The following is a 23,675-nucleotide window of genomic DNA, read 5'->3' as shown; positions in this document are numbered from 1 at the left end:
CGGCAAATGTACGAGTGGAAATGAGCGGTTGACTCTACACCTGCTTCAGGGTTTCCAATCGATTCCATGACGAATCAGACCACTCTGAACCCGGTCACTCCGGCCCTTCACCCGCACGATCACGACCATGGTCACAGCCATGCGCACGGACACACGCATGCGCATGCTCCGGCCGAAACCTCCTGCTGCGGCAATCCGGTCTGCGGCTCGTCGCCAGCCGCCGATACGGCCGATATTCCGAAGGGCGCCTTGCTCTTTCGCATTCCCACGATGGATTGCGCCGTCGAAGAGTCCGAGATCCGCCGCGCGCTGGAGCCGGTAGCCGGTGTGCAGGGCCTGCGCTTTCGCCTTGGCGAACGCACGATGGCGATCACGGCTGATGCCGCCGCCTTGCCCCTGGCGCTCGATGCAATCCGCAAGGCCGGCTTCAAGCCCGAGCCTGTAGTCGAAGCGACAGGCGCGAAACCCGTCGCGCCGGCGCGCATTGCGGGCATGAGCATGGGCCTCGCGCGCCTCGTCGCCGCATTGGTGCTGGCCATCGCGGCCGAGTCGATCTCCTTCATGGGGCTCGAGGGCAAGGGCTTCATGGCCGCCGAGATGGTGCTCGCGCTGGGTGCCATCGGCCTTGCCGGATTCGACACCTACAAGAAGGGCTTCGGCGCATTGGTGCGCGGGCGCCTCAACATCAACGCCCTGATGGCCGTGGCCGTGACGGGCGCTTTCATCATCGGCCAGTGGCCCGAAGCCGCGATGGTGATGGCGCTCTATGCGATTGCCGAGCTCATCGAAGCCCGCGCCGTGGACCGCGCGCGCAACGCCATCCAGAGCCTGCTGGCGCTCGCGCCCGAGCAGGCCGAGGTGAAGCAGGCCGACGGCAGTTGGAAGACCGTGATGGCCGACACCGTGGTGCTCAACACCATCGCGCGCATCCGCCCCGGCGAGCGCGTGCCGCTCGACGGCGTTGTCACCGCCGGCTTCAGCGCCATCGACCAGGCACCAGTCACGGGCGAGAGCATTCCGGTCGACAAGACCATCGGCGATCCCGTGTTCGCAGGCACCATCAACCAGACCGCCGCGCTGGAATTCCGCGTGACGGCCGTGGCGGCCAACACCACGCTCGCACGCATCATCCACGCGGTCGAAGAGGCGCAGGGCTCCCGCGCGCCGACGCAACGCTTCGTCGACAGGTTTGCCGCCATCTACACGCCCACCGTCTTCGTGCTGGCGCTGGCCGTCGCGACGCTCACGCCGCTGTTCATGGACTGGACCTGGTTGCAGGCCATCTACAAGGCGCTGGTGTTGCTGGTCATCGCATGCCCGTGCGCACTGGTCATCTCCACGCCCGTCACGGTGGTGAGTGCGCTCGCATCGGCCGCGCGGCGCGGCATCCTCATCAAGGGCGGCACGTATCTCGAAGAAGCGCGCAAGCTCAGGGCTGTGGCGCTCGACAAGACCGGCACGATCACCGAAGGCAAGCCGAAGCTGGTCGAGTCCGTGCTGATCGACGCATCGGGCAACGAAGCCACGATGTTCGCCATTGCCGCCAGCATCGCGGGCCGCTCCGATCACCCCGTGTCGAAGGCCATCGCCGAAGGCTTGAAGGGCCAGCGGGACGAGGTCGGCGACTTCACCGCGCTGCCCGGCCGCGGTGTGCAGGCCACGCACGCGGGGCAGGCCTACGTGCTCGGCAACCACCGCCTGATCGAGGAACGTGGCCTGGGCACGCCGTCGCTCGAAGCCGAATTGAAGCGCCATGAAGAAGCGGGCCGCACTGTCACGCTGCTGGCATCGGACAAGGCCGTGCTCGCGCTGTTTGCCGTGGCCGACACCATCAAGGAATCGTCGCAAGCAGCGGTGGCGGAGTTGCGCGCGCTTGGCGTCGTGCCCGTGATGCTCACCGGCGACAACACCGCCACCGCGAAGACCATCGGCGCCCACGCCGGCATCGACGACGTGCGCGGCAACCTGCTGCCCGAGGAAAAGCTCGACGCCATCAAGGCCATGCAGCAGCGCTACGGCGCGGCCGCGATGACCGGCGACGGCATCAACGATGCCCCCGCGCTCGCGCAGGCCGACATCGGCTTCGCGATGGGCGGGGCCGGTACCGACACTGCGATGGAAGCGGCCGACGTGGTCATCATGAACGACGACCTGCGCCGCATCCCCGAGACCATCCGCCTTTCGCGCCGCGCCCATTCGGTGCTGTGGCAGAACATCACGCTCGCGCTGGGCATCAAGGGCGTGTTCTTCGTGCTCGCCGTGTTCGGCAGCGCGACGATGTGGATGGCGGTGTTCGCCGATATGGGTGCGAGCCTGCTGGTGGTGGCGAACGGGCTGCGGTTGATGCGCGTGCCGAAATAGGTCGTTGCTGTCGGCATTACCAGCGTGCCGCCCACTTCTCCAGCGGCACGCGCGCTGCATTGCACACATAGCTCACCGAGTGATACCACCCCGCGAGCATCATCAGCTCGACCAGTTGCGCGTGGCTCCAGTGTGCGTTCAAGGCTTCCCAGAGCGCATCGTCCACGTCGCTGGTGTCGTGCAGCTGGTCGACCATCGACACCAGCAGCCGGTCGCGCGGCGCGAGCAATGAGAGATCACCGTCTGGCGAGGCCATCACGCGCCGGTCGGTCTCGCTGAAGCCGGCCGCGTCTGCGAAGCCTGCCCAGTGCACACCCCATTCGTACTCCGCGCCGCAGCGGGCGCAGACCCGCAGGATCACGATCTCGCGTTCGCGCAGGCTGATGGCTGCCTTGCGGCCCAGCAGGTAGCGACCCAGGTCGAGCGTGCGCTCGGCCAACGTGGGGTTCACGGCCATCACGCGGAACAGCGCGAGGACCTCGGGCGCCTGTGGCGGCGTCATGCGCGTGAGCAGTTCGCCGATGGGTTCGGGGTAGGGGGCTTCGAGTGGGGGGATCCTCGGCGCGCGGTTCGCGGCTGTCTCGGCCATGGGTGATTCCTTCGATGAAGTGGATGAAGTCGCTACGGAAATCGTAGCGATCGGGTGCAGTCTATCGCTACGAAATGCGTAGCGCAAGGACGTACACTCGCCAATCAGTCATTCGAAGGATTCGGCATGGAAGACGCACAACCCACGGCATCGCGCCGACCCATCATGCGGCTGCTGGAGCAGCTCGGCCGCAAGGGCACGCTGCGCATCCTGTGGGAGCTGCGCGACGGCCTGCCGCAGAGTTTCAGGGCGCTGCGCGTGAGCACGGACGACATGTCGCCCTCGGTGCTGAACGACCGGCTCAAGGAGCTGCGTGCCGTCGGCGTGGTCGAGCTTGCCGACGCAGGCTATGTGCTCACCGAGTCGGGCAGCGAACTCGTCAAACGCCTCACGCCGCTGAACCAGTGGGCCAACCGCTGGCTCGACGACGCGGCTTCGAACTAACATCGGCCGAATTTCTTCACCGATTCCAACCCCTCGATGTCCGTCACTTCGCTCCTGCTGCAGCTCATCGTCATCCTGGCCACCGCGCGTTTGTGCGGGTGGGTGCTTCGCCATGTGGGGCAGCCCGGCGTGGTCGGCGAGATGGCGGCGGGGCTGATGCTCGGGCCGGTCGTCATGGGCGCGCTGTTTCCTTCGCTGCATGCGCAGCTGTTTTCCAAGGAGTCGCTGCAGGGGCTCTCATCGCTGTCGACGCTGGGGCTGGTGCTGTTCATGTTCGTGGTCGGCCTGGAGCTGCGGGCGTCGCAGGGCGTGCGTGAGCAGCTTCGCTCGGCGGGCTATGTGGGCGTGCTGAGCGTGGTCGTGCCGATGGCGCTGGGCATCGCGATTGCGCCGGCGCTGCATCCCACGCTTGCGCCGGCCGGCGTCGGCTTCTGGCCGTTTGCGCTGTTCATCGCGGCGGCGCTGTCGATCACGGCCTTCCCCGTGATGGCGCGCATCCTGAAAGACCGCGGCATGACGCGCACGCCCTTCGGCCAGCTGTCGCTGGGCGCTGCGGCCGTGGTCGACGTGTTCGCCTGGATCCTGCTGGCCTTCGTGGTCGCGATGGTCGGCGCGGGCGAGGGCTACCAGGGCCTGCTCAAGACCACGCTGGGCATGGCGGTTGTGCTGCTGGCGCTGTTCTTCGGGCTCAAGCCGGCCTTCGCACGGCTGCTGCGCGCCAAGGCGCCCGAGGGCGAACCATCGACCACCGTGATGGCGGCGCTGATGCTCGGCCTGCTGGCGACGGCGCTGGTCACCGAGTGGCTGCACCTGCACGCGGTGTTCGGCGCCTTCCTGTTCGGCGCCTGCCTGCCGCGCGACGACCGGCTGCTGAAGTCGCTCACCGAACGCATCGAGCCGATCTCCATCGTCGTGCTGATGCCGCTGTTTTTCGCGCTGGCGGGGCTGGGCACCACGTCCAACGCCTTCTCGGGCGCGAGCCTCGGCGCGATGCTGCTGATCGTGGGCGTTGCCACCGTCGGCAAGATCGCCGGCGGCGCAGCCGGCGCGCGCATGGCGGGCTACGGCTGGCGCGACAGCCTGGCCACCGGCTCGCTGATGAATGCGCGCGGGCTGATGGAACTCATCGTGATGAAGATCGGCCTCGACGCGGGCCTGATCGGCCCGGAGCTTTTCACGATGCTGCTGGTGATGGCGCTCGTGACCACGGCGATGACGGGGCCGCTGATCAACCTGTTCATCGGCCGCAAGGCAGCGGTTGCGGCAGATGCCGCGCACGCCAAGCCCTAGTCGCTGCCGCCGCGCCGCACAGTAAATCCGATGCGCGTCTCGCCGCCCTGGCTGGCCGCGAACACGCGCCCGCCGTGCATGCGCGCGATGGCTTCCACGATGGACAGGCCCAGGCCGTGGTGCCGGGTCGAGCCGTCCCGCGCCTGCGCCACGCGGTAGAAGCGCTCGAACAGGCGGGGCAGGGCGGCAGGGTCGATCGGCTCGCCACGGTTGACGACTGCGACTGCGAATTCATCGTCGTTCTCTACCCCGATCTCGATGCGAATCGTCGAAGCCGGCGCCGCGAAGCGGATCGCATTGCCCAGCAGGTTGAAGAGTGCGCGCCGCACTAGCGCGGCGTCCACGTCGGCCATGGCGTCGCCCTTCACTTCCGCACGCAGGCCGGCTTCTTCCAGCATGGCGTCGTAGAAGTCGATCACGTCGCCGGCCTGCACCGCCAGGCTCGTCACCGCCCGCGTGCGCATCGGCGTGCCGCGTTCGGCCTGCGAGAGAAACAGCATGTCGGTGACGATGCCCGAGAGCCGGCCGATCTCTTCGAGGTTGGAGGCGAGCACGGTCTGCAGCTCTTCGTTGCTGCGCGGGCGCGTGAGCGCGAGTTCGGTGGAGCCGATCAGGTTGGCCAGCGGTGTGCGCAGCTCGTGCGCCACGTCGGCGTTGAATGATTCGAGCTGCACGTAGGCGCGCTGCACCCGCAGCAGCAGCGCGTTGAACTGCGTGATCCATGGGCGCAGTTCCTCGGCGAAGTCCATCGCGTCGATGGGGCGGTTGGCCTTGTCGGGCGCCATTGCGGCGGTGCGCTGGGCCAGCGCCTTGAGCGGGCGCAGGCCGCGCCGCACCAGCCACATGCCCGTGAGCGAGACCAGCGCCGTGCCCAGCACGACGGCCCCCAGCAGCGTCCATGCGAGCCGCTCCAGCAGGCGGGCTTCCTGTGCCGTGTTCACGCCGAGCTGCACCTGCAGCTGCGTCGTCAGGCCACTCTGCTGCCAAGGCACCACGAGGTCGCGCCGCATCCAGCGGCCGCCGGCCGTGGGACTGGACTGGAAAAGCTGTTTGCCCGCATGCGAGATCGACAGGCTCACGTCGTCCTGCATCGAGAAGAAGTCGTCGAGCTTGTGCCGCAGGAAGACGAGGTCGCCGCCTTTCTCTGCCTCCTTGAGCAGGTGCTCCACCAGGACTGCCTTCTGGTTGAGCTCCTCTTCCTGTTTCTGTCCGAAGCTCCAGGCCGTGACGAGGTAGATGGCGAAGCAGATCACGCTGAGCCCGAACAGGGTCTGCGCGGCGAACCAGAGCGACAAGCGGCTCTGGAGTGAATGCGGCCGGGCGGTCAAGACCAGGAGCGGTCTTCGAGGACGTAGCCCATGCCGCGCACGGTGTGCAGCAGCTTCACCTCGAACGGGTCGTCGAGCTTGCTGCGCAGGCGCCGGATGGCCACTTCGACCACGTTGGTGTCGCTGTCGAAGTTCATGTCCCACACCTGCTCGGCAAGCGTGGTGCGCGACAGGATCTGGCCGCGCCGGCGCAGCAGCACCAGCAGCAGCGTGAACTCCTTGGCCGTGAGGTCGAGGCGCGTGCGGTTGCGCACGCACTTGCGGCTGAGGAGGTCGACCTCCAGGTCGGCCAGCCGCAGCACGGTCGATTCCTGCGGCTTGCCGCGTCGCAGCAGGGCCTGCACACGGGCCAGCAATTCGGAGAAGGAGAAGGGCTTGACGAGGTAGTCGTCCGCGCCCTGTTGCAGCCCCTGCACGCGGTCTTCGACCTTGTCGCGCGCCGTGAGCACCAGCACGGGCACGTTCTTTGTGCGCCGGATGGCCTGCAGCACGGCAAAGCCGTCGATGCCGGGGAGCATCACGTCGAGCAGGACCAATGCGTATTCCCCCTCTGTGGCGAGGTATCTCCCCTCGATGCCGTCGCGGGCGATGTCCACGACGTAACCGTTCTCCTCCAGCCCCTTTTTTAGGTAGTCGCCTAGTTTGGGCTCGTCTTCGATGACAAGTATTCTCATTGCCGCATGGTATCGAAGCACTTTCAATAAGCGGGTTACGTTTCGGTAATCCTATTGACGGACAAACCCCTACCCCCGTGTCATACATTGCGCCGGGCCTGCAGTTCGCAGGGCCATTGCCGGAATGCCCGCCGCAGGCCGTCGATATACTTTTTGCCTCCATGCGCCGCTGGCTCCTCATCTTCCTGCTCGTCCTGTTGCCGTTCCAGTTCAGCTGGGCGTCGGCATCGGCGTATTGCCAGCATGAGCGCGATACGCAGCCCGAGCACTGGGGCCACCACGAAAGCGAAACCCGCGGCACCGACCGCAGCCACAGCGGCGAGGGCGCGCAGAAAAACTCCAGCACCCAGCCCAATGCAGTGGTCGGCGAATGCGCGGTCTGCCATGCAGGCTATGCCCAGCATGCGGATGCTTCGGTGGCGCCGGTGCTGGCTGCGGCGCGCGTGGCCCAGGCCCTGCGCGCAATGCCTGCCGAGCGCTTTGCCTCGCACATCTCCGACGTTCCGGTCCGTCCCGACTGGTCTCTCGCCCTCTGATTCGGCGAGAGAACACAACCCCCTCTGATCCCCATCATCAGCTGAGCTCTTCTCGCCGAATTCGTCCGTCCGTTGTTTCGCAACCCAGGAGAATTCGATGCGCACGCTCTTCGTGCCGCTGGCCATGTTGGCCTTTGCGGCGCCCCCGGCTTTTTCACAACAGGTCGCGGTGTCGGCCGCTGCCGGCACCCCGTATTCACAGCAGGCCCACGCGGCTGCCCGCACTCTGGAGCCCGCGGGCCCGCTGACCCTGCGCAACGCCGTTGCAATGGCGTTGCAGGCCAACCCCGGCCTGTCTGCCGCGTTCCGCGAGCAGGAGGCTACCGAGGCCGCCATCGTCCAGGCCGGCGCCTGGCCCAACCCCACGCTCGACGCGCAGGTGGAAGACCTGCGCCGCGACAACCGCACCACCACGCTGCAACTGAGCCAGCCCCTCGAACTGGGTGGCAAGCGCGCGGCCCGCGTGACGGCGGCCGAACGCGCGCGCGACCAGGCCGCGTCGGCGCTGGCAGGCCGCCGCGCCGAGGTGCGCGCGGCGACTGTCACCGCCTTTTTCGACGTGCTCACCGCGCAGGAGCGCCTGCGGCTCGCGCAGGACTCGGTGAGCCTTGCACAGACAGCCACCCGCGCAGCGGCCAACCGCGTGGCCGCCGGCAAGGTCTCGCCGCTGGAAGAAACCAGGGCGCGTGTGGCCGAGGCCGGCATCCGCGTCGAGCTGCTGCAGGCTGAGGGCACGCTGCGCTCGTCGCGCCAGCAGCTGGCCGCGCTGTGGGGCAACCCGAACCCGCGCTTCACGCAGGTGGATGGCGCTGTCGACCAGCTGCCGGCACCGGTGCAGGACGTGGCCAGCCGCCTGGGCGCGGCGCCCGTGGTGCAGCAGGCGCGGCTCGAAGTCGAGCGGCGCAAGGCGCTGTCCGACCTGGAGCAGGCCAAGCGAATCCCCGACGTGACCGTGTCGCTCGGCGCCAAGCGTGTGCCGGCATCCGAAGGCGAAACCGGCAGCAGCCGACGCAACCAGGTGGTCGTGGGCCTGTCGATTCCATTGCCGATCTTCGACACCAACCGCGGCAACGTGGCCGAGGCGCTGAGCCGCGAAGAGAAGGCGCGCGACGACCTCGTCGCTGCCGAGCTGCAGCTGGGCACCGATGTCGCACAAGCTTCGGAGCGCCTGCGCTCCGCGCGCGCCACCGCTGAAACGCTGCAGCGCGACGCGCTGCCCGGCGCCGAGACCGCCTACAAGGCCGCCACCAAGGGCTTCGAGCTGGGCAAGTTCAGCTTCCTGGAAGCACTCGACGCGCAGCGCACGCTGTTCCAGGTGCGAGCGCAATACCTGCTGGCACTCGCCGACGCGCACCGCGCCGCCGGTGACCTCGACCGACTGCTGGGCAACGAAGGCAACGACATCTCTGCCGCGACACCACCCGTCGCGCGCTGACAAGCAAGCAAGGAACTCCACACATCATGAACACCGAAGAACGCAAACCTTTCGCCGAGCGCGTCGGCAAGAAGCAATGGATCGCCATCGCGGTCGTGCTGGTGCTGGGCCTCGGCGCGGGCGCGATGATCCTGCGCACATCACCCGCCAAGCCCGAAGCGGCCGGCCATTCGGAAGCTGCCGGGCACGGCGACGGCGAGCATCACGAAGAAGGCGGCAAGCAAGCCAAGGAAGAGGGCAAGGACCACGACCACGATCACGGCGAGGCCAAGGGCCATGCCGACAACGAGCACCACGAGGAAGGCAAGGACAAGGAAAAAGCCGCAACGTCGGAGCACAAGGAAGACGAAGAAAAGATCGCCTTCACCGACGAGCAGGTCAAGGCCGCCGACATGACCATCGAGAGCGCAGGCCCCGCGCGCATCAAGTCGTCACTGCAACTGCCCGGCGAAATCAAGTTCAACGAAGACCGCACGGCCCACGTGGTGCCGCGGGTGGCGGGCGTGGTCGACAGCGTATCGGCCGACCTCGGCCAGGAGGTCAAGCGCGGCCAGGTGCTGGCGGTGCTTTCGAGCCCTTCGTTGTCGGAGCAACGCAGCGCGCTGCAATCGGCACAGCGCCGGCTGGAGCTGGCCCGCTCCACCTACGAGCGCGAGAAGAAACTGTGGGAAGAAAAGATCTCGCCCCAGCAGGACTACCTGCAGGCCCAGCAGGCCATGCAGGAAGCGCAGATCGCAGTGGCCAATGCCAACCAGAAGCTGCTGGCACTCGGTGCCACTCCGGGCTCGTCGGCGCTGGGCCGCTACGAGCTGCGCGCGCCCTTCGACGGCATGGTGGTCGAAAAGCACATCTCGCTCGGCGAATCGGTGGGCGAGGCCGTCAACGTCTTCACCATCTCTGATCTATCGACCGTGTGGGCCGAGATCAGCGTGGCCGCCAACAACCTGAACCTGGTGCGCATCGGCGAGCCGGTGAGCATCCGCTCCAGCGCCTTCGACCAGACCGCGACCGGCAAGGTGTCGTACGTGGGCTCGCTGATCGGCGCGCAGACGCGCACCGCCACCGCACGCGTCACGCTGACGAACCCGCAGCGCATCTGGCGCCCGGGCCTGTTCGTGAATGTCGAGCTGGTGGCCTCCGAGACGGATGCCCCCGTGACCGTATCGGCCGAAGCGGTGCAGACGGTGGAAGACAAGCCGACCGTGTTCCTGCGCGTGCCCGGCGGCTTTGTGCCGCAGCACGTGCAGACCGGGCGCAGCGACGGCAAGCGCATCGAGATCGTGAGCGGCCTGAAGCCCGGCGCGCCCTATGCGGCCAGCGGCAGCTTCGTCGTGAAGTCGCAGCAGGGCAAGAGCTCGGCCACGCACACCCACTGAGGAAGCCCGCATGTTCGAACGCATCATCCGCTTCTCCATCGAGCAGCGCTGGCTGATCCTGCTTGCCGTGCTCGGCATGGCGGCACTCGGCATCTTCAGCTACCAGAAGCTGCCCATCGACGCCGTGCCCGACATCACCAACGTGCAGGTGCAGATCAATACCGCCGCGCCCGGCTACTCCCCGCTGGAGACCGAGCAGCGCGTGACCTACCCCATCGAGACCGTCATGGCGGGCCTGCCGGGCCTGCAGCAGACCCGTTCGCTATCGCGCTACGGTCTTTCGCAGGTAACGGTGATCTTCAAGGACGGCACCGACATCTACTTCGCGCGGCAGCTCGTCAACGAGCGCATCCAGTCCGCGCGGGAGAGCATGCCCGGCGGCATCTCGCCGGTGATCGGCCCCATCTCGACCGGCCTCGGCGAAATCTACCTCTGGACCGTCGAAGCGGAAGAGGGCGCGAAGAAGGCCGACGGCAAGCCCTATTCGCCCACTGACCTGCGCGAGATACAGGACTGGATCATCAAGCCGCAGCTGCGCAACGTGGCGGGCGTGACCGAGATCAACTCCATCGGCGGCTATGCAAAGGAGTTCCACATCGCGCCCGACCCGGCCAAGCTGCTGGCCCACGGCCTCACGATGACCGACCTCGTCACCGCGCTGGAACGCAACAACGCCAACGTGGGCGCGGGCTACATCGAGAAGCGCGGCGAGCAGTACCTCATTCGCGCGCCGGGGCAGGTGAAGTCGGTGGAAGACATCGGCAACGTCATCCTGGGCAACGCCAACGGCATTCCGCTGCGCGTGCAGGACGTGGCCGAGGTCGGCATCGGCAAGGAACTGCGCACGGGCGCCGCCACCGACAACGGCCGCGAGGTGGTGCTGGGCACCGTGTTCATGCTGATCGGCGAGAACAGCCGCACCGTGTCGCAGGCGGTCGACAAGAAGATGAAGGAAATCAACCGCACGCTGCCCGCCGGCGTGAAAGCGGTGACGGTGTACGACCGCACCGTGCTGGTCGACAAGGCCATCACCACGGTGAAGAAGAACCTGTTCGAGGGCGCGGTGCTGGTCATCGCGATCCTGTTCCTGTTCCTCGGCAACATCCGCGCGGCGCTGATTACCGCGCTGGTGATTCCGCTGTCGATGCTTTTCACCTTCACCGGCATGGTGAACCAGAAGGTCAGTGCCAACCTCATGAGCCTGGGGGCGCTGGACTTCGGCATCATCATCGACGGGGCGGTGGTGATCGTGGAGAACTGCGTGCGAAGGCTGGCCCATGCACAGGCGCACAAGGGGCGGCCGCTGACGCGCAGCGAGCGCTTCCACGAAGTGTTCGCGGCCTCGCAGGAGGCGCGCCGGCCGCTGCTGTTCGGCCAGCTGATCATCATGATCGTGTACCTGCCGATCTTTGCGCTCACGGGCGTCGAGGGCAAGCTGTTCCACCCGATGGCCTTCACCGTGGTGATTGCGCTGCTGGGCGCGATGATCCTGTCGATCACCTTCATTCCCGCGGCAGTGGCGCTGTTCATCGGCAACAAGGTCAGCGAGAAGGAAAACCGCCTGATGGTGTGGGCCAAGCGCGGCTACGAGCCGCTGCTGGCGCGCGTCATGGCGGCCAAGCCGCTGGTCATTACCCTGGCCGCCGTGGCGGTGGTGCTGTCGGGCCTGCTGGCCACGCGCCTGGGCACGGAGTTCGTGCCGAGCCTGAGCGAAGGCGACTTCGCCATCCAGGCGCTGCGCATTCCGGGCACCAGCCTCACGCAGTCGGTCGAGATGCAGAAGCAACTCGAACGCACGCTGAAGGCGAAGTTTCCGGAGATCGAGCGCGTGTTTGCGCGCACCGGCACGGCCGAGATTGCTTCGGACCCGATGCCGCCGAACATCTCCGACGGCTACATCATGCTCAAGCCCGAGAGCGAATGGCCCAAGCCTCGTCGTACACGCGAGGAGCTCCTCGCAGCGGTGCAGGAAGAAGTGGAGAAGCTGCCGGGCAACAACTACGAGTTCTCGCAGCCCATCCAGCTGCGCTTCAACGAGCTGATCTCGGGCGTGCGCAGCGACGTGGCCGTGAAGATCTTCGGCGACGACATGGACGTGCTGAACAAGACGGCGGCCGAGGTGTCGGGTGTGCTGGGCAAGATCGCCGGCGCGGCCGAGGTGAAGGTCGAGCAGACCACCGGCCTGCCGATGCTCACCGTGAACATCGATCGCAACAAGACCGCGCGCTACGGCCTCAACGTGGGCGACGTGCAGGACGCGATCTCCACCGCGGTAGGCGGGCGCGAGGCGGGCACGCTGTTCGACGGCGACCGGCGCTTCGACATCATCGTGCGCCTGCCCGAGAACCTGCGCACCGACCTCGAAGCCATCAAGCGCCTGCCCGTGGCCCTGCCCAAGGGCGCGGGCGCGGAAGGCCAGCGCACCAGCTTCATCCCGCTGGGCGAGGTGGCCACGCTCGACATCGCGCCCGGCCCCAACCAGGTGAGCCGCGAGGACGGCAAGCGCCGCATCGTGGTGAGCGCCAACGTGCGGGGTCGCGACCTCGGTTCCTTCGTGGCCGAGGCAGAGGAGGCCATGCGCAACGTGAAGATTCCCACCGGCTACTGGACCGTGTGGGGCGGCCAGTACGAGAACCTCGCCTCGGCCACGCAGCGGCTGCAGATCGTGGTGCCGGTGTCGCTGCTGCTGGTGTTCACGCTGCTGTTCGCCATGTTCGGCAACCTGAAGGACGGCCTGCTGGTGTTCACCGGCATTCCGTTCGCGCTCACGGGCGGCATCGTGGCGCTGTGGATGCGCGGCATTCCGCTGTCGATCTCGGCGGCGGTGGGCTTCATTGCACTGTCGGGCGTGGCGGTGCTCAACGGGCTGGTGATGATCTCGTTCATCCGCAATCTGCGCGAAGGCGGCCTGCCGCTGGATGCGGCGATACGCGAAGGCGCGCTCACGCGGCTGCGGCCGGTGCTGATGACGGCGCTGGTCGCCTCGCTGGGCTTCGTGCCGATGGCCATTGCCACCGGCACCGGCGCCGAAGTGCAGCGGCCGCTGGCCACGGTGGTGATCGGCGGTATTCTTTCGTCGACCGCGCTGACGCTGCTGGTGCTTCCGCTGCTCTACCGCATTGCGCACCGGCGCGATGAAGAAGAGGAAGAAGTGCAGGAGCAGGTTCATGGCGCGCCACTCGATCCTGCACTGCAAGGTTCCCATGGCACATGAGCATTCACACGCCACCGGCGGCAATGAGAAAGCGCTGCGCTGGGCGCTGCTGCTGACCACGGTCTATCTCGTGGCCGAGGTGGTCGGCGGGCTGGTGTCGGGGAGCCTCGCGCTGCTGTCCGATGCAGCCCACATGTTCACCGACACCGTGGCGCTGGCAATTTCGCTGGCCGCCATCTGGATCGGCAAGCGGCCCGCGGACAGGCGGCGCACCTTCGGCTACTACCGCTTCGAGATCCTGGCGGCGGTGCTGAATGCGGTGCTGCTGTTCTTCGTGGCTATCTACGTGCTGTACGAGGCCTGGCGGCGCATCTCCACGCCGGCCGAGATCCAGTCGACCATGATGCTGCTGGTGGCCGTGGGCGGGCTGGTCGTCAACCTGATCGGCATGCGGCTGCTCGCGGCAGGCAAGGACAAGAGCCTCAACGTGAAGGGCGCGTACCTGGAGGTGTGGGCGGACATGCTGGGCTCGATCGGCGTGATCGTCGGGGCTCTGGTGATCCGCTTCACCGGCTGGGCGTGGGTCGATTCGGTGATCGCGGTCGCCATCGGCCTGTGGGTGCTGCCGCGCACCTGGCGGTTGTTGCGCGAGAGCCTGAACGTGCTGCTCGAAGGCGTGCCTGACGACGTGGACCTGCCCGAGGTCGAGCGTGCGCTGCTGGGCAGCGAAGGCGTCGCCAGCCTGCACGACCTGCATGTATGGGCACTCTCGAGCGGCAAGGTGAGCCTGAGCGTGCACGTGGTGTGCACGCCGGATGTGGATGACATGGCGCCGCTTATGCTGCAGTTGCGCGCCCTGCTGGCCGAGCGCTTCGACATCCACCATTCGACCGTGCAGGTCGAGCGCGTGCCTTGCGAACAGGCGGCCGAGAGCCATGGCTTCGGGCCTGCGGTAGCGGCCACCTAGCTGGCTCGATCGGTCGATTCCCGGGATTTTTCGGTCCCGGTGTCACAAACGCCCCCCGCTGGACGTCTTTCTCGCATGGACGTCCACGGGGGGCGTTCTTTTTGACTCCATCCACCGAGGAATCAACCATGAAGATCGTCATCATCGGAGGCTCCGGCCTCATCGGCTCCAAGCTCGCCACGCGCCTGCGCGATGCAGGCCACGAGGTCAACGCCGCATCGCCCTCGACGGGTGTCAACGCGCTCACCGGCGAAGGCCTGAAGGCCGCGCTGGCGGGCGCCAATGTGGTCGTCGACGTGGCCAACTCGCCCTCGTTCGAGGACGGGCCGGCGCTGAATTTCTTCGACACCGCTGGGCGCAACCTGCTGGCCGCCGAGGCGGAAGCCGGCGTGGCGCATCACATCGCGCTGTCGGTGGTCGGCACCGATCGCCTGCTGGCCAGCGGCTATTTCCGCGCCAAGCAACGCCAGGAAGAGCTGATCGAGGCCTCGCCCGTGCCCTGGACCATCGTGCAGGCCACGCAGTTCTTCGAATTCGTGGCCGGTATCGCCGACGGGAGCGTGCGGGGCGGCGAAGTCCGGCTGTCGAACGCGCTGATACAGCCGATGGCGGCGGACGACGTTGCGGCTGCGCTCGCCGCCGTGGTGGCCGAGCCGCCCGCGCGGGGCCGGATCGAGATCGCGGGCCCGCAGGCGTTGCCGCTCGACGCGCTGGTTCGGCGCCTGTTCGCGGCGACCGGCGACAAGCGGCCGGTGGTCACCGATGCCGGGGCGAGCTACTTCGGCGTGCAACTCGACGACCGCTCACTGACGCCCGGTAACGCCCCGCGCCTCGGGACGATCCGCTTCGAAGACTGGCTTGCGCAGCGTGCGCTGGCCTGAAAGGCAACCCATGACCCGATTCCAGAAAATCTGCATTTCCCTCGGCCTCGCGTTCGGCGTGTTCGCCGCGATGCCCGCCATGGCCGCCCCTGAAGCCGCCGTGACCATGCTCATGACGAAGGACTTGGCGGACATGCCCGGCAAGGAAGCAGTCACGTTCGTTGTCGACTTTCCGCCAGGCTCAGTCGATCCCGTCCACCGCCACGACGCCCACGCCTTCGTGTACGTGCTCGAGGGATCGATCGTGATGGGCGTGAAAGGCAGCAAGGAGGTCACGCTGACTCCTGGCCAGACTTTCTACGAGGGCCCGGCCGACATCCACACGGTCGGCCGCAACGCCAGCGCCACCAAGCCCGCAAAGTTCCTCGTGACGATGGTTAAGGACAAGGGCGTGCCGTTGCTCACGCTGGTCAAGTAGACGCTCAGCGCGGTGGCCGGATGGCCGACTTGGGCCTGAAAGCCTTGCAGACCGTGTCGTCGGTCTCCAGGTACGGCCCGCCGATCAGGTCGATGCAGTAGGGCACCGCTGCGAAGATGCCCGGCACGACCTGCACGCCCTCGGTGTCCTTCAGCCCTTCAAGCGTTTCCGCAATCGACTTCGGCTGGCCCGGCAGGTTGATGATCAGGCTCTTGTCGCGGATCACCGCCACCTGCCGCGACAGGATCGCCGTCGGCACGAAGCGCAGGCTGATCTGTCGCATCTGCTCGCCGAAGCCGGGCATTTCCTTGTGGGCCACGGCCAGCGTGGCCTCGGGCGTCACGTCGCGCAGGGCGGGGCCGGTGCCGCCGGTGGTCAGCACCAGTGAACAGCCCGCGTCGACCAGTTCGATCAACGTGGCGCTGATGCGGTCGGTCTCGTCGGGGATCAGCCGGGGTTCGAATTCGATGGGGTTCTTCAGCGCCCGGCCCAGCCATTCCTTCAGCGAGGGCAGGCCCTTGTCTTCGTAGGTGCCGCTGGAGGCGCGGTCGCTGACCGAGACGATGCCGATGCGGACCGGGTCGAACGAACTCATGCGTCCTCTTCCCGGTCCTGGGCGGCTGCTGCGGCTGCATGGTCGGCTCCGCCGTGCACCGCCAGTTGGGCACGCACCAGCTGGAAGATCTCGCGGTAGGCCTTGCCCTGGCGCGGCGCTTCGCCGGCCGGGCCGGTCTTCATGTCCTTGCGGGCCTGGCGCACCAGGGCGCGCAGCTGCTGGGAATCGGTGGCGGGGTGGGTTTCTATCCAGCCGCCGAGGGCGTCGTCGTCGGCAATCAGCCGGTCGCGCCAGCGTTCGGCCTCGTGCAGGGCGGCGGTTTCGGCGGCCGGCGCGATGCTTTGCTCGGACAGGGCTTGTTTAACGGCCTCCAGCACCTCGGGCTCGAGCTTGCGCATGAGCTTGCCGATGAACTGCATCTGGCGGCGCTTGCCCTCGAAATTGGTGATGCGCTTGGCTTCGGCGATGGCGTCGACCAGTTTTTCGTCGAGCTGGAGCGTATCGAACAGGCCGGCGCGTAGCGTGAGCAGCTCGGTGCCTAGCTTCTGCAGCTCGTCGCTTTCGCGCTTGAGGTCGGTACGGCTGGCTTCGTCGGTGCCCTTGAGCTCGCGCTTGAGCTCAAGGTCGAGTTCGCTGCCTTCGGCAACGAATTGGCCACGGACGAAATAGCCTTTTTTGGGTTTGCGGGACATGGAGTGGATTCTGGGCCGCACCGTGCGGCGTTGCAACGCGGTGGGAAGCTGGGGAGAAAACGTGAAACAGGGGGCGCAAGTATCATAGCCACCACATGACGACATCCTCCTTGCGCGCCGATTCCGGCTTCGCCTACAGCCGCTCCTTCTTCGAAAACCTGGTCGACACCGCCTTGGCGCATGCCAAAAAGCTCGGTGCCACCGACGCCGGGGCCGAGGCCTCCGAGGGCTGCGGCCTGAGCGTGTCGGTGCGCAAGGGCGAACTCGAGAACGTCGAGCGCAACCGCGACAAGTCGCTGGGCATCACGGTCTACGTGGGCCACCGCCGCGGCAATGCCAGCACCTCCGACTTCTCCGAAGGGGCCATCAATCAGACCGTTCAGGCGGCCTACGACATCGCCCGCTTCACGGCCGAAGACCCCGTCAGCGGCCTGCCGGACGAGGAAGACATCGCCAAGGTGCACCCCGAACTCGACCTGTTCCACCCCTGGGACGTGACGAGCGAACAGGCCGCCAAGCTGGCGCTGGAGTGCGAAGAAGCGGCCCTGTCGACCGACAAGCGCATCACCAACAGCGAGGGCGCGGGCGTCTCGGCCCAGCAGAGCCACTTCTTCAGCGCCCACACGCACGGTTTTCGCGGCGGCTACGCCAGCTCGCGGCATTCCATTTCGGTGGCGCCCATCGCCGGCAAGGGCGACGACATGCAGCGCGACGCCTGGTACAGCTCCATGCGTTCGGCCGATGAACTGGCCAGCCCGCAGGCCGTGGGCCGCTACGCCGCCGAACGGGCGCTCAGCCGCCTGAAGTCGCGCAAGATCAAGACCACCGAATGCCCGGTGCTGTTCGAGTCGCCGCTGGCCGTGGGCCTGCTGGGCGGGCTGGTGCAGGCTGTGAGCGGCGGGTCGCTGTACCGCAAGAGCAGCTTCCTGCTCGATTCGCTGGGCAAGCCCGTGCTGCCCAAGCACGTCGACGTGGCCGAAGACCCGCACGTGCTGCGCGGCAAGGGCAGCTCGCCCTTCGACGACGAAGGCGTGACCACCCGGGCGCGCAAGGTGGTCGATGCCGGCCGCCTCGAAGGCTACTTTCTCTCGACCTACTCGGCCCGCAAGCTGGGCATGAAGACCACCGGCAACGCCGGCGGCTCGCACAACCTGACGCTGAGCTCGCGCCTGACGAAGCACACCGACGACCTCGACGCCATGCTCGCCAAGCTGGGCACCGGCCTGTTCGTGATCGAGCTGATGGGCCAGGGCGTGAACTACGTGACCGGCGACTACTCGCGCGGCGCCAGCGGCTTCTGGGTCGAGAAGGGCAAGATCGCCTTCCCGGTGCAGGAGATCACCATCGCCGGCAACCTCAAAGACATGCTCATGGGCATCGAGGCCATCGGGGCCGATGCCTACACCTTCGGCGCCAAGACCACGGGATCGGTCCTGGTGAACCGGATGAAGATCGCCGGCAGCTGAGAAAGCACCGCCGGCCACCGCGCGAAGGCTCACAGAACCATGAGACACAACGCAGCGCGCAAGCCGGAACTCGAGCACGAACTGCTGCGCGACCCGAGGCTCGGCTTCGAGCCGGCGGGTGGCAGCTCGGTGCGCTGCCTGCAGCACGGCGTGCCTTGGCCCTTCGACTGCTGGCACTACCACGACGAATACGAACTGCAGTGCATCAACCGCAGCAGCGGCGACGCCTTTGTCGGCGACCACATCGGCCGCTTCGAGCCCGGCTACGTGGCCCTGGTGGGCGCCCGGCTGCCCCATACCTGGATTTCGCACGACGTGCCGCCCGAGGGCATAGCCGAGCGCAGCATGGTCATCCACTTTCGCGACGAGCCGCTGCGCAAGGGCACCGACCTGTTCCCGGAGCTGAAGGCGGTGCTGCCGATGCTCGACCGCGCCAGGCTCGGCATCGAGTTCTTCGGCATCCACGCGCTGGTGCGCGAACGCTTCTTGCGCGTGCAGGCGCAGGAGGGCATGGCCCGGCTGGCGGAGTTCATCGGCCTGCTGCACGAGCTGGCCCGCTGGCCCGACTGGCGCCAGATTTCGAACACCACAGGCACGGCGAGCGAAGACCCGAGCGCCAACACCCGCATGCGCCGCGTACTCGACTACCTCGACCAGCACCTGACCGAAGAGCTGTCGCTGCCGGCCGTGTGCGCCGTGGCCAACATGGCCGAAAGCAGCTTCTCGCGCTATTTCCACAAGCACATGGGCGCCACCTTCACCGACTTCGTCACTCGCCTGCGAATCGCCAAGGCCTGCGAGATGCTGCAGACCTCCGACCGGCTGGTGAGCGATATCTGCTACGAGGTGGGCTTCGCGAACCTCGCGAACTTCAACCGGCGCTTCCTGCAGCTCAAGGGCATGACCCCCTCGGCCTACCGCCAGCAGGCGCAGGACCGCTTCGGCCTGCGCACCGCGCAGAACACGCCGCTCGCCACCACGGCCTGAGCTTCCCAGTGCTGAAGCTCATCAGGGGCTGGCATCCTGCGGCGTCAGGTGCCGGGTCATGGCCCAGAACGCCAGCGCCAGGCCGCTGGTGAGAGCCCCGGCCAGGCAGACGATGTTCCAGCCGCCGTGTGCATACAGCATCGTCGAGGCGATCGATCCGGTGGCGGAGCCGATGGAATAGAAGATCATGTAGCCGGCGGTCAGGCGGCTCTGGGCTTCCGGGCGCACGCGGTAGATCAGGCTCTGGTTGGCGACGTGCACCGACTGCAGGCCGAAGTCGATCGTGACCACGCCGACCACCATCGCCCAGATGGACCACGGCAGCATGGCGATGAGCGCCCAAGACAGCAGCATCACCGACAGCCCGATGCCGGTAGTGCGCTGTGCGCGGCCCCGGTCCGCCTGGCGGCCCGCGCGCGCAGCGCCCATGGCGCCGGCCGCGCCCGCCAGGCCGAACAGGCCCACCTGCGTGTGCGACAGCGAGAACGGCGCCGCCGTCAGCGGCAGCACCATCGGCGTCAGCAGCATCGTGATCGCCATGAAGATCAGCATCGCGAGCACTGCGCGGATGCGCAGCACAGGCTCTTCGGCGAAGAGCGTGAACACCGACCGGATCAGCTGCAGGTACGAAATGCGCACCGGCGGCGGCGCGCGTCGCGGGAGCGCCTTCCACAACAGGCCAGAGACGACCAGCGTGGCCGCGGCAGACACCAAATACACCGAGCGCCAGCCGACAAGATCGGACAACGTGCCCGACACCGCCCGCGCCAGCAGGATGCCGACGATGATGCCGCTGGTGACGATGCCGACCACGCGGCCGCGCTCGCCCGGCGGGGCCATGAGTGCGGCGTAGGCGACCAGCACCTGCGTCACGACGGCCAGCAGGCCCACGGCGGCCATCGCCGGCAGCAGGACCGCCGCGCTGGGCGCCAGCGCAACGCAGAGCAGGGCGATCACCGACAGCAACGATTGCCCCACGATCAACTGCCGCCGGTCGATCAGGTCGCCCAGCGGAACGACCAGCAGCAGCCCCAGGCCGTAGCCGACTTGCGTGATGGTGATCACGATGCCGACCGTGGCGGGGCGGATGCCGAAGGTGGCCGCCAGCGTGTCCAGCAGCGGCTGGGCGTAGTAGACGTTGGCCACGGCCAGCCCGCAGGCGACCGCGAACAGCAGCGCCATCGCGGCCGTTATCTGTGGCGTGGCAGTCCGTGTCTGCGCATCACGGGCCGCAGCCGCATCGATGTTCAATTGCATGGCGATGCTCTGTTTTGCTTCTGGCATTTCCGGTCGTTTTGGTTTCAAAATAAAACCAAACAGATTCTATCGATCTGGTTTTACATTGCAACCAATTGGCGAATTCGTACGCCACCCCCGGCAAAACCCCAAGCCCGCTGGTCATCGAAGTACCAGTCCACCGGCGCGCGTGTACGCAGCGCCGGCCCGCGGCTGCATACGCTTCGTCCCTCTCGCAAGCCCTTCACAAACAAGACCAGGAGACGAACGATGACGAACCGAGCCACGCGCCGCATCAAGGCCGGCGCACTGTTGCTGGCGGCATTGGCCGCAGCGGGCCATGCGCAGGCGCAGCAGGCCTGCAAGGACGATGTGCGCGTGCTGTCCCAGCCGCGCGACGGACTGACCCTGCTGGAAAAGTACAAGGACGAGTTCAAGGCCCTGAGCGGCGCATCGTTCAGCATCGACAACCTCAACGAGAACGACCGCCGTACCAAGACCCGTGCCGACGCCTCGACCGTCGGCAAGTACAACGTGTACTACGTCGACGAGGCCAACGTGCCGCTGTTCGCCCAGTCGAAGTGGATCGTGCCGCTTGCCAGGTACTACCCGGCCGACTACGACTACGCCGACTTCGACCCCGGCCGCCAGAAGGTCGCCACCTTCGACGGCCAGGCCTGGTTTGCGCCGCTCACCGGTGGCGGCGACTTGCTGGTCTACCGAAAGGACCTGCTCGAGAAGGCCGGCATCAAGCCGCCCACCACGCTCGAGGAATTCGCCGAAGCCGCGAAGAAGCTCAACGACCCGGCCCACGGCATCTACGGCGTGGCCCTGCGCGGCCAGCGCGGTTCGGGTGCCAACGTGTGGCGTTGGATGCCGTTCTTCCGCGGCTACGGCGGCCAGTGGTTCGATGGCGACAAGCCCGTGTTCGATTCGCCCGCCGCGGTGAAGGCCACGCAGACCTACCTCGACCTGTTCAAGTACTCGGCGCCCGGCACCAAGACCGGCGGCTGGGACGAGGCCACCGGCGCCTTCCTTGCGGGCAAGGTGGCGATGCTGATCGAGTCGACCCCGCTGGCCGGCAACGCGCTCGACCCCAAGATGTCGACCGTGATCGGCAAGGTCGCCTACCTGCCGCCGCCCACACCGCTGACCGGCGGCGGCTACGGCCACGGGCTGGCCATCGGTGCGAAGGCCAACAAGACCGAGGAGGCGAAGAAGTGCGCGGGCCTGTTCGTCGCCTGGGCCACTTCCAAGCAGCAGGAGCAGCGCCGCCTCGCCGAAGGCCAGTTCGGCGAGCTCAACCGTACCAGCGTGCTGGGCAGCCCCGAGTTCGCCAAGCGCTATGGCGCCGACCTCGGCAAGGCGCTGGCCGACACCGGCAAGCTCACGGCCGTGAACTTCTGGCAGGACGCCGCCTGGCCTGACCTCGGCGACCGCTGGGGGATCATTCTCGAAGAGCTGATCACCGGCTCGCGCACCGACATCAAGGCCGGCCTCGACGAGCTCGACGCCTACGCGAAGCAACTGATCGCACGGCGCAAGAAGTGATGGCCGCCAGGGAGAAACGAAAAAAGACAAGGCTGCCGGTCGTCTTCATCGGGCCGGGCCTGCTGGTGCTCGCGGTGCTGGCGCTGGTGCCGACGCTGTTCGCGATCGGCATCTCCTTGCAAGACCGCGAGCTCGGGCAGGCCGATTCCAGCTGGGTCTGGCTGTCGAACTACATCCAGCTGTTTTCCGACCGACGCTTTCTCAACTCCGTGCGGGTGTCGCTGGTGTGGGAGGTGCTGACCGTGAGCGCGACCATGGGGCTCGCGGTGCTGCTGGGTGTGCTGCTGTTCCAGTGCACCACCGCGCGCTGGCGCAACGTGTTGTCGATGCTGTTCATCGTGCCCGTGCTGCTGCCGCGCGTGTCGGCCGCCTTCGTGTGGAAGTTCGCCTTTCATCCGCTGTTCGGACTGCTGACGTATCCGTACAAGGCGATCACCGGCGAGCCGCTGGACCTGCTGGCCAGCCCGCTCACGGCGCTGATGACGGTGGCGTTCGTGGACGTGTGGCAGTGGGGGCTGTTCTTCGCGGTCATCGTGCTGAAGCTGCTCGAGACGTTGCCGCCGCAGCCCTTCGAGGCCGCGCGCATGGACCATGCGAAGACCTGGGAGGTGTATGCGTACGTCGCGCTGCCGATGCTGAAGGCGCCACTCATCAGCCTGACGTTCGTGAAGATGGTCGAGTCGTTGCGCGCCTTCGACCTGATCTACGTGATGACGCGTGGAGGGCCCGGCATCTCGACCGAGACGCTGGACATGTACGCCTTCTCGCAGGGCTTCATCGAGTCTGGGCGCATCTCGTACGCGTCGAGCATGGCGGTGCTGATGATGGTCGCGTCGACCGTGGCGTTCACCTACATCTGGAAATGGACGCGACCGAAATGAGCGCTTTGCCAAAAAAGAAAACCCCGTTCTCCCCAGGCACGCTGCTAGCCCGGCTGGTGCTGGTCGCCGCAGGGCTCTCCGCACTGGTGCCGGTGTTCTGGACCTTTCTCAACTCGTTCAAGAACCGGGTGGACATCGTCTCGGCAGTGCCGAAGATTTTCTTTACGCCGACACTGGAGAACTACGTCTACGTGCTGAGCCGCGAGGCCGTGGCGCAGGGGCTGCTCAATTCCATCGTGGTGGTGGGCGCGGCAGTGATTGCCGGCGCGGTGCTCGGGCTGCCGGCTGCCTATGCGCTCGCCCGCTATCCGCTGCGCTGGGCGGACGACATCCAGTTCTTCGTGCTGTCGATGCGCTTCCTGCCACCCGTGGCCGTGGCCATTCCGCTCATGGTGATCTGGCTGCAGCTGGAGTTGTACGACACGCGCTTCGCGCTGATCGTTACCTACACGCTGCTCACGCTCTCGACCGTGATCTGGCTCGCCATACCGGCCTTCAAGGCTGTGCCGAAAGAGGTGGAAGAAGCGGGCCGCGTCGACGGCTACGGCCCCTATGCGATCTTCTTCAAAGTGGCGCTGCCGATTGCCGCGCGCTCGCTGGTCGGCGCCATCGCCTTCGGCTTCGTGCTGGTGTGGAACGAGTTTCTCATCGCGCTGATGCTCACAACGTCGGACGCGAAGACGCTGCCCATCGTTGCCTCGGAGCTGAGCCAGCTCGGGCGCGACGTGCCGTGGGGCATCTTGAATGCCTCGGTCATCCTGCTGTCGCTGCCACCGCTCTTGATGGTCGGCGTGCTCAGCGGCTTCCTCAACGCCGCCTTCAAGCGCAAGCGCGACGCAGCATGAGCCAGATC

21 protein-coding genes are annotated in these 23,675 nt (G+C 67.0%); 15 read left to right on the top strand and 6 right to left on the bottom strand.

Annotated features, from left to right (window positions below; genetic code table 11):
- Nucleotides 1-66 precede the first annotated feature (66 nt).
- Nucleotides 67-2,361, top strand: coding sequence for a heavy metal translocating P-type ATPase (locus BLV60_RS24615; RefSeq protein ID WP_093057900.1), 2,295 nt, complete (start codon nucleotides 67-69; stop codon nucleotides 2,359-2,361).
- A gap of 16 nt (nucleotides 2,362-2,377) precedes the next feature.
- Here BLV60_RS24615 and BLV60_RS24610 read toward each other — a convergent pair whose 3' ends face one another.
- Entirely contained in the window at nucleotides 2,378-2,950 is a 573-nt protein-coding gene (locus tag BLV60_RS24610; RefSeq protein ID WP_093057899.1) for a carboxymuconolactone decarboxylase family protein, read from the bottom strand.
- Between the two features lie 126 nt (nucleotides 2,951-3,076).
- Between BLV60_RS24610 and BLV60_RS24605 the strand changes: the two genes are divergently transcribed.
- Nucleotides 3,077-3,394 carry a winged helix-turn-helix transcriptional regulator gene (locus BLV60_RS24605; RefSeq protein ID WP_093057898.1) on the top strand — a complete coding sequence of 106 codons (318 nt, stop codon included), beginning with the start codon at nucleotides 3,077-3,079 and terminating at the stop codon, nucleotides 3,392-3,394.
- Nucleotides 3,395-3,430: 36 nt separating this feature from the next.
- The gene (locus BLV60_RS24600) at nucleotides 3,431-4,684 is read left to right on the top strand and encodes a cation:proton antiporter (RefSeq protein ID WP_093057897.1); all 1,254 of its coding nucleotides are present in this window, start codon (nucleotides 3,431-3,433) and stop codon (nucleotides 4,682-4,684) included.
- On the opposite strand, the gene BLV60_RS24595 is transcribed toward BLV60_RS24600, so the two are convergent.
- Nucleotides 4,681-6,012, bottom strand: coding sequence for a heavy metal sensor histidine kinase (locus tag BLV60_RS24595; RefSeq protein WP_093057896.1), 1,332 nt, complete (start codon nucleotides 6,010-6,012; stop codon nucleotides 4,681-4,683). The two genes, BLV60_RS24600 and BLV60_RS24595, sit on opposite strands and share 4 nt — an antisense overlap.
- Nucleotides 6,009-6,686, bottom strand: coding sequence for a heavy metal response regulator transcription factor (locus BLV60_RS24590; RefSeq protein ID WP_093057895.1), 678 nt, complete (start codon nucleotides 6,684-6,686; stop codon nucleotides 6,009-6,011). Before BLV60_RS24590 ends, BLV60_RS24595 begins: the two co-directional genes overlap by 4 nt.
- A 161-nt stretch (nucleotides 6,687-6,847) precedes the next feature.
- Between BLV60_RS24590 and czcI the strand changes: the two genes are divergently transcribed.
- The 7 genes from czcI to BLV60_RS24555 all read left to right on the top strand — a co-directional run bounded on the left by czcI (nucleotide 6,848) and on the right by BLV60_RS24555 (nucleotide 15,453).
- Nucleotides 6,848-7,222: a cation efflux protein, CzcI family gene (gene czcI, locus BLV60_RS24585; protein WP_093057894.1), complete on the top strand. Its 375-nt coding sequence runs from the start codon at nucleotides 6,848-6,850 to the stop codon at nucleotides 7,220-7,222.
- A gap of 97 nt (nucleotides 7,223-7,319) precedes the next feature.
- Nucleotides 7,320-8,657: a TolC family protein gene (locus BLV60_RS24580; protein ID WP_093057893.1), complete on the top strand. Its 1,338-nt coding sequence runs from the start codon at nucleotides 7,320-7,322 to the stop codon at nucleotides 8,655-8,657.
- A gap of 26 nt (nucleotides 8,658-8,683) precedes the next feature.
- Nucleotides 8,684-10,033, top strand: a complete 1,350-nt coding sequence (locus tag BLV60_RS24575) for an efflux RND transporter periplasmic adaptor subunit (protein ID WP_093057892.1) — start codon at nucleotides 8,684-8,686, stop codon at nucleotides 10,031-10,033.
- 10 nt (nucleotides 10,034-10,043) lie between these two features.
- Complete coding sequence (locus BLV60_RS24570) at nucleotides 10,044-13,247, top strand: CusA/CzcA family heavy metal efflux RND transporter (RefSeq protein ID WP_093057891.1); 3,204 nt, start codon at nucleotides 10,044-10,046, stop codon at nucleotides 13,245-13,247.
- Nucleotides 13,237-14,154 carry a cation diffusion facilitator family transporter gene (locus BLV60_RS24565; protein ID WP_093057930.1) on the top strand — a complete coding sequence of 306 codons (918 nt, stop codon included), beginning with the start codon at nucleotides 13,237-13,239 and terminating at the stop codon, nucleotides 14,152-14,154. Before BLV60_RS24570 ends, BLV60_RS24565 begins: the two co-directional genes overlap by 11 nt.
- Nucleotides 14,155-14,282: 128 nt before the next feature.
- Nucleotides 14,283-15,035, top strand: coding sequence for an SDR family oxidoreductase (locus tag BLV60_RS24560; protein ID WP_093057890.1), 753 nt, complete (start codon nucleotides 14,283-14,285; stop codon nucleotides 15,033-15,035).
- Nucleotides 15,036-15,045: 10 nt separating this feature from the next.
- The gene (locus tag BLV60_RS24555; protein ID WP_093057889.1) at nucleotides 15,046-15,453 is read left to right on the top strand and encodes a cupin domain-containing protein; all 408 of its coding nucleotides are present in this window, start codon (nucleotides 15,046-15,048) and stop codon (nucleotides 15,451-15,453) included.
- 4 nt (nucleotides 15,454-15,457) lie between these two features.
- On the opposite strand, the gene mog is transcribed toward BLV60_RS24555, so the two are convergent.
- Nucleotides 15,458-16,048, bottom strand: a complete 591-nt coding sequence (gene mog / locus BLV60_RS24550) for a molybdopterin adenylyltransferase (protein ID WP_093057888.1) — start codon at nucleotides 16,046-16,048, stop codon at nucleotides 15,458-15,460.
- A complete protein-coding gene (gene yjgA / locus BLV60_RS24545; protein ID WP_093057887.1) occupies nucleotides 16,045-16,701 on the bottom strand; it encodes a ribosome biogenesis factor YjgA in 657 nt (218 codons plus the stop codon). Before yjgA ends, mog begins: the two co-directional genes overlap by 4 nt.
- A gap of 95 nt (nucleotides 16,702-16,796) precedes the next feature.
- On the opposite strand from yjgA, the gene pmbA reads away from it, so the two are divergent.
- Both pmbA and BLV60_RS24535 read left to right on the top strand, forming a co-directional pair.
- Nucleotides 16,797-18,167 carry a metalloprotease PmbA gene (gene pmbA / locus BLV60_RS24540; RefSeq protein WP_093057886.1) on the top strand — a complete coding sequence of 457 codons (1,371 nt, stop codon included), beginning with the start codon at nucleotides 16,797-16,799 and terminating at the stop codon, nucleotides 18,165-18,167.
- Nucleotides 18,168-18,206: 39 nt separating this feature from the next.
- Entirely contained in the window at nucleotides 18,207-19,154 is a 948-nt protein-coding gene (locus tag BLV60_RS24535) for a helix-turn-helix domain-containing protein (RefSeq protein ID WP_093057885.1), read from the top strand.
- Between the two features lie 21 nt (nucleotides 19,155-19,175).
- On the opposite strand, the gene BLV60_RS24530 is transcribed toward BLV60_RS24535, so the two are convergent.
- Entirely contained in the window at nucleotides 19,176-20,411 is a 1,236-nt protein-coding gene (locus BLV60_RS24530; RefSeq protein WP_093057929.1) for an MFS transporter, read from the bottom strand.
- Nucleotides 20,412-20,660: 249 nt separating this feature from the next.
- Here BLV60_RS24530 and BLV60_RS24525 point away from each other — a divergent pair, with 249 nt between their 5' ends.
- The 3 genes from BLV60_RS24525 to BLV60_RS24515 are packed head-to-tail and all read left to right on the top strand — an operon-like array spanning nucleotide 20,661 to nucleotide 23,667.
- Entirely contained in the window at nucleotides 20,661-21,941 is a 1,281-nt protein-coding gene (locus BLV60_RS24525; RefSeq protein ID WP_093057884.1) for an ABC transporter substrate-binding protein, read from the top strand.
- Complete coding sequence (locus BLV60_RS24520; protein ID WP_093057883.1) at nucleotides 21,941-22,822, top strand: carbohydrate ABC transporter permease; 882 nt, start codon at nucleotides 21,941-21,943, stop codon at nucleotides 22,820-22,822. Before BLV60_RS24525 ends, BLV60_RS24520 begins: the two co-directional genes overlap by 1 nt.
- A complete protein-coding gene (locus BLV60_RS24515; RefSeq protein ID WP_093057928.1) occupies nucleotides 22,819-23,667 on the top strand; it encodes a carbohydrate ABC transporter permease in 849 nt (282 codons plus the stop codon). Before BLV60_RS24520 ends, BLV60_RS24515 begins: the two co-directional genes overlap by 4 nt.
- The last annotated feature ends 8 nt before the right edge of the window (nucleotides 23,668-23,675 follow it).

Source organism: Variovorax sp. YR634 (assembly GCF_900106655.1).
In the GTDB taxonomy this organism is placed as follows: Bacteria; Pseudomonadota; Gammaproteobacteria; order Burkholderiales; family Burkholderiaceae_C; genus Variovorax.
Note: the sequence above shows the minus strand (reverse complement) of the source record. Positions and strands in the feature narration are given on the sequence as shown.

Excerpts from the sequence above, each read along its gene's own strand:
- BLV60_RS24615 (WP_093057900.1), top strand. The coding sequence starts at position 67 with ATGACGAATCAGACCACTCTGAACCCGGTCACTCCGGCCCTTCACCCG.
- BLV60_RS24610 (WP_093057899.1), bottom strand. The coding sequence starts at position 2,950 with ATGGCCGAGACAGCCGCGAACCGCGCGCCGAGGATCCCCCCACTCGAA.
- BLV60_RS24605 (WP_093057898.1), top strand. The coding sequence starts at position 3,077 with ATGGAAGACGCACAACCCACGGCATCGCGCCGACCCATCATGCGGCTG.
- BLV60_RS24600 (WP_093057897.1), top strand. The coding sequence starts at position 3,431 with ATGTCCGTCACTTCGCTCCTGCTGCAGCTCATCGTCATCCTGGCCACC.
- BLV60_RS24590 (WP_093057895.1), bottom strand. The coding sequence starts at position 6,686 with ATGAGAATACTTGTCATCGAAGACGAGCCCAAACTAGGCGACTACCTA.
- czcI (WP_093057894.1), top strand. The coding sequence starts at position 6,848 with ATGCGCCGCTGGCTCCTCATCTTCCTGCTCGTCCTGTTGCCGTTCCAG.
- BLV60_RS24580 (WP_093057893.1), top strand. The coding sequence starts at position 7,320 with ATGCGCACGCTCTTCGTGCCGCTGGCCATGTTGGCCTTTGCGGCGCCC.
- BLV60_RS24575 (WP_093057892.1), top strand. The coding sequence starts at position 8,684 with ATGAACACCGAAGAACGCAAACCTTTCGCCGAGCGCGTCGGCAAGAAG.
- BLV60_RS24570 (WP_093057891.1), top strand. The coding sequence starts at position 10,044 with ATGTTCGAACGCATCATCCGCTTCTCCATCGAGCAGCGCTGGCTGATC.
- BLV60_RS24565 (WP_093057930.1), top strand. The coding sequence starts at position 13,237 with ATGGCACATGAGCATTCACACGCCACCGGCGGCAATGAGAAAGCGCTG.
- BLV60_RS24560 (WP_093057890.1), top strand. The coding sequence starts at position 14,283 with ATGAAGATCGTCATCATCGGAGGCTCCGGCCTCATCGGCTCCAAGCTC.
- BLV60_RS24555 (WP_093057889.1), top strand. The coding sequence starts at position 15,046 with ATGACCCGATTCCAGAAAATCTGCATTTCCCTCGGCCTCGCGTTCGGC.
- mog (WP_093057888.1), bottom strand. The coding sequence starts at position 16,048 with ATGAGTTCGTTCGACCCGGTCCGCATCGGCATCGTCTCGGTCAGCGAC.
- yjgA (WP_093057887.1), bottom strand. The coding sequence starts at position 16,701 with ATGTCCCGCAAACCCAAAAAAGGCTATTTCGTCCGTGGCCAATTCGTT.
- pmbA (WP_093057886.1), top strand. The coding sequence starts at position 16,797 with ATGACGACATCCTCCTTGCGCGCCGATTCCGGCTTCGCCTACAGCCGC.
- BLV60_RS24535 (WP_093057885.1), top strand. The coding sequence starts at position 18,207 with ATGAGACACAACGCAGCGCGCAAGCCGGAACTCGAGCACGAACTGCTG.
- BLV60_RS24530 (WP_093057929.1), bottom strand. The coding sequence starts at position 20,411 with ATGCAATTGAACATCGATGCGGCTGCGGCCCGTGATGCGCAGACACGG.
- BLV60_RS24525 (WP_093057884.1), top strand. The coding sequence starts at position 20,661 with ATGACGAACCGAGCCACGCGCCGCATCAAGGCCGGCGCACTGTTGCTG.
- BLV60_RS24520 (WP_093057883.1), top strand. The coding sequence starts at position 21,941 with ATGGCCGCCAGGGAGAAACGAAAAAAGACAAGGCTGCCGGTCGTCTTC.
- BLV60_RS24515 (WP_093057928.1), top strand. The coding sequence starts at position 22,819 with ATGAGCGCTTTGCCAAAAAAGAAAACCCCGTTCTCCCCAGGCACGCTG.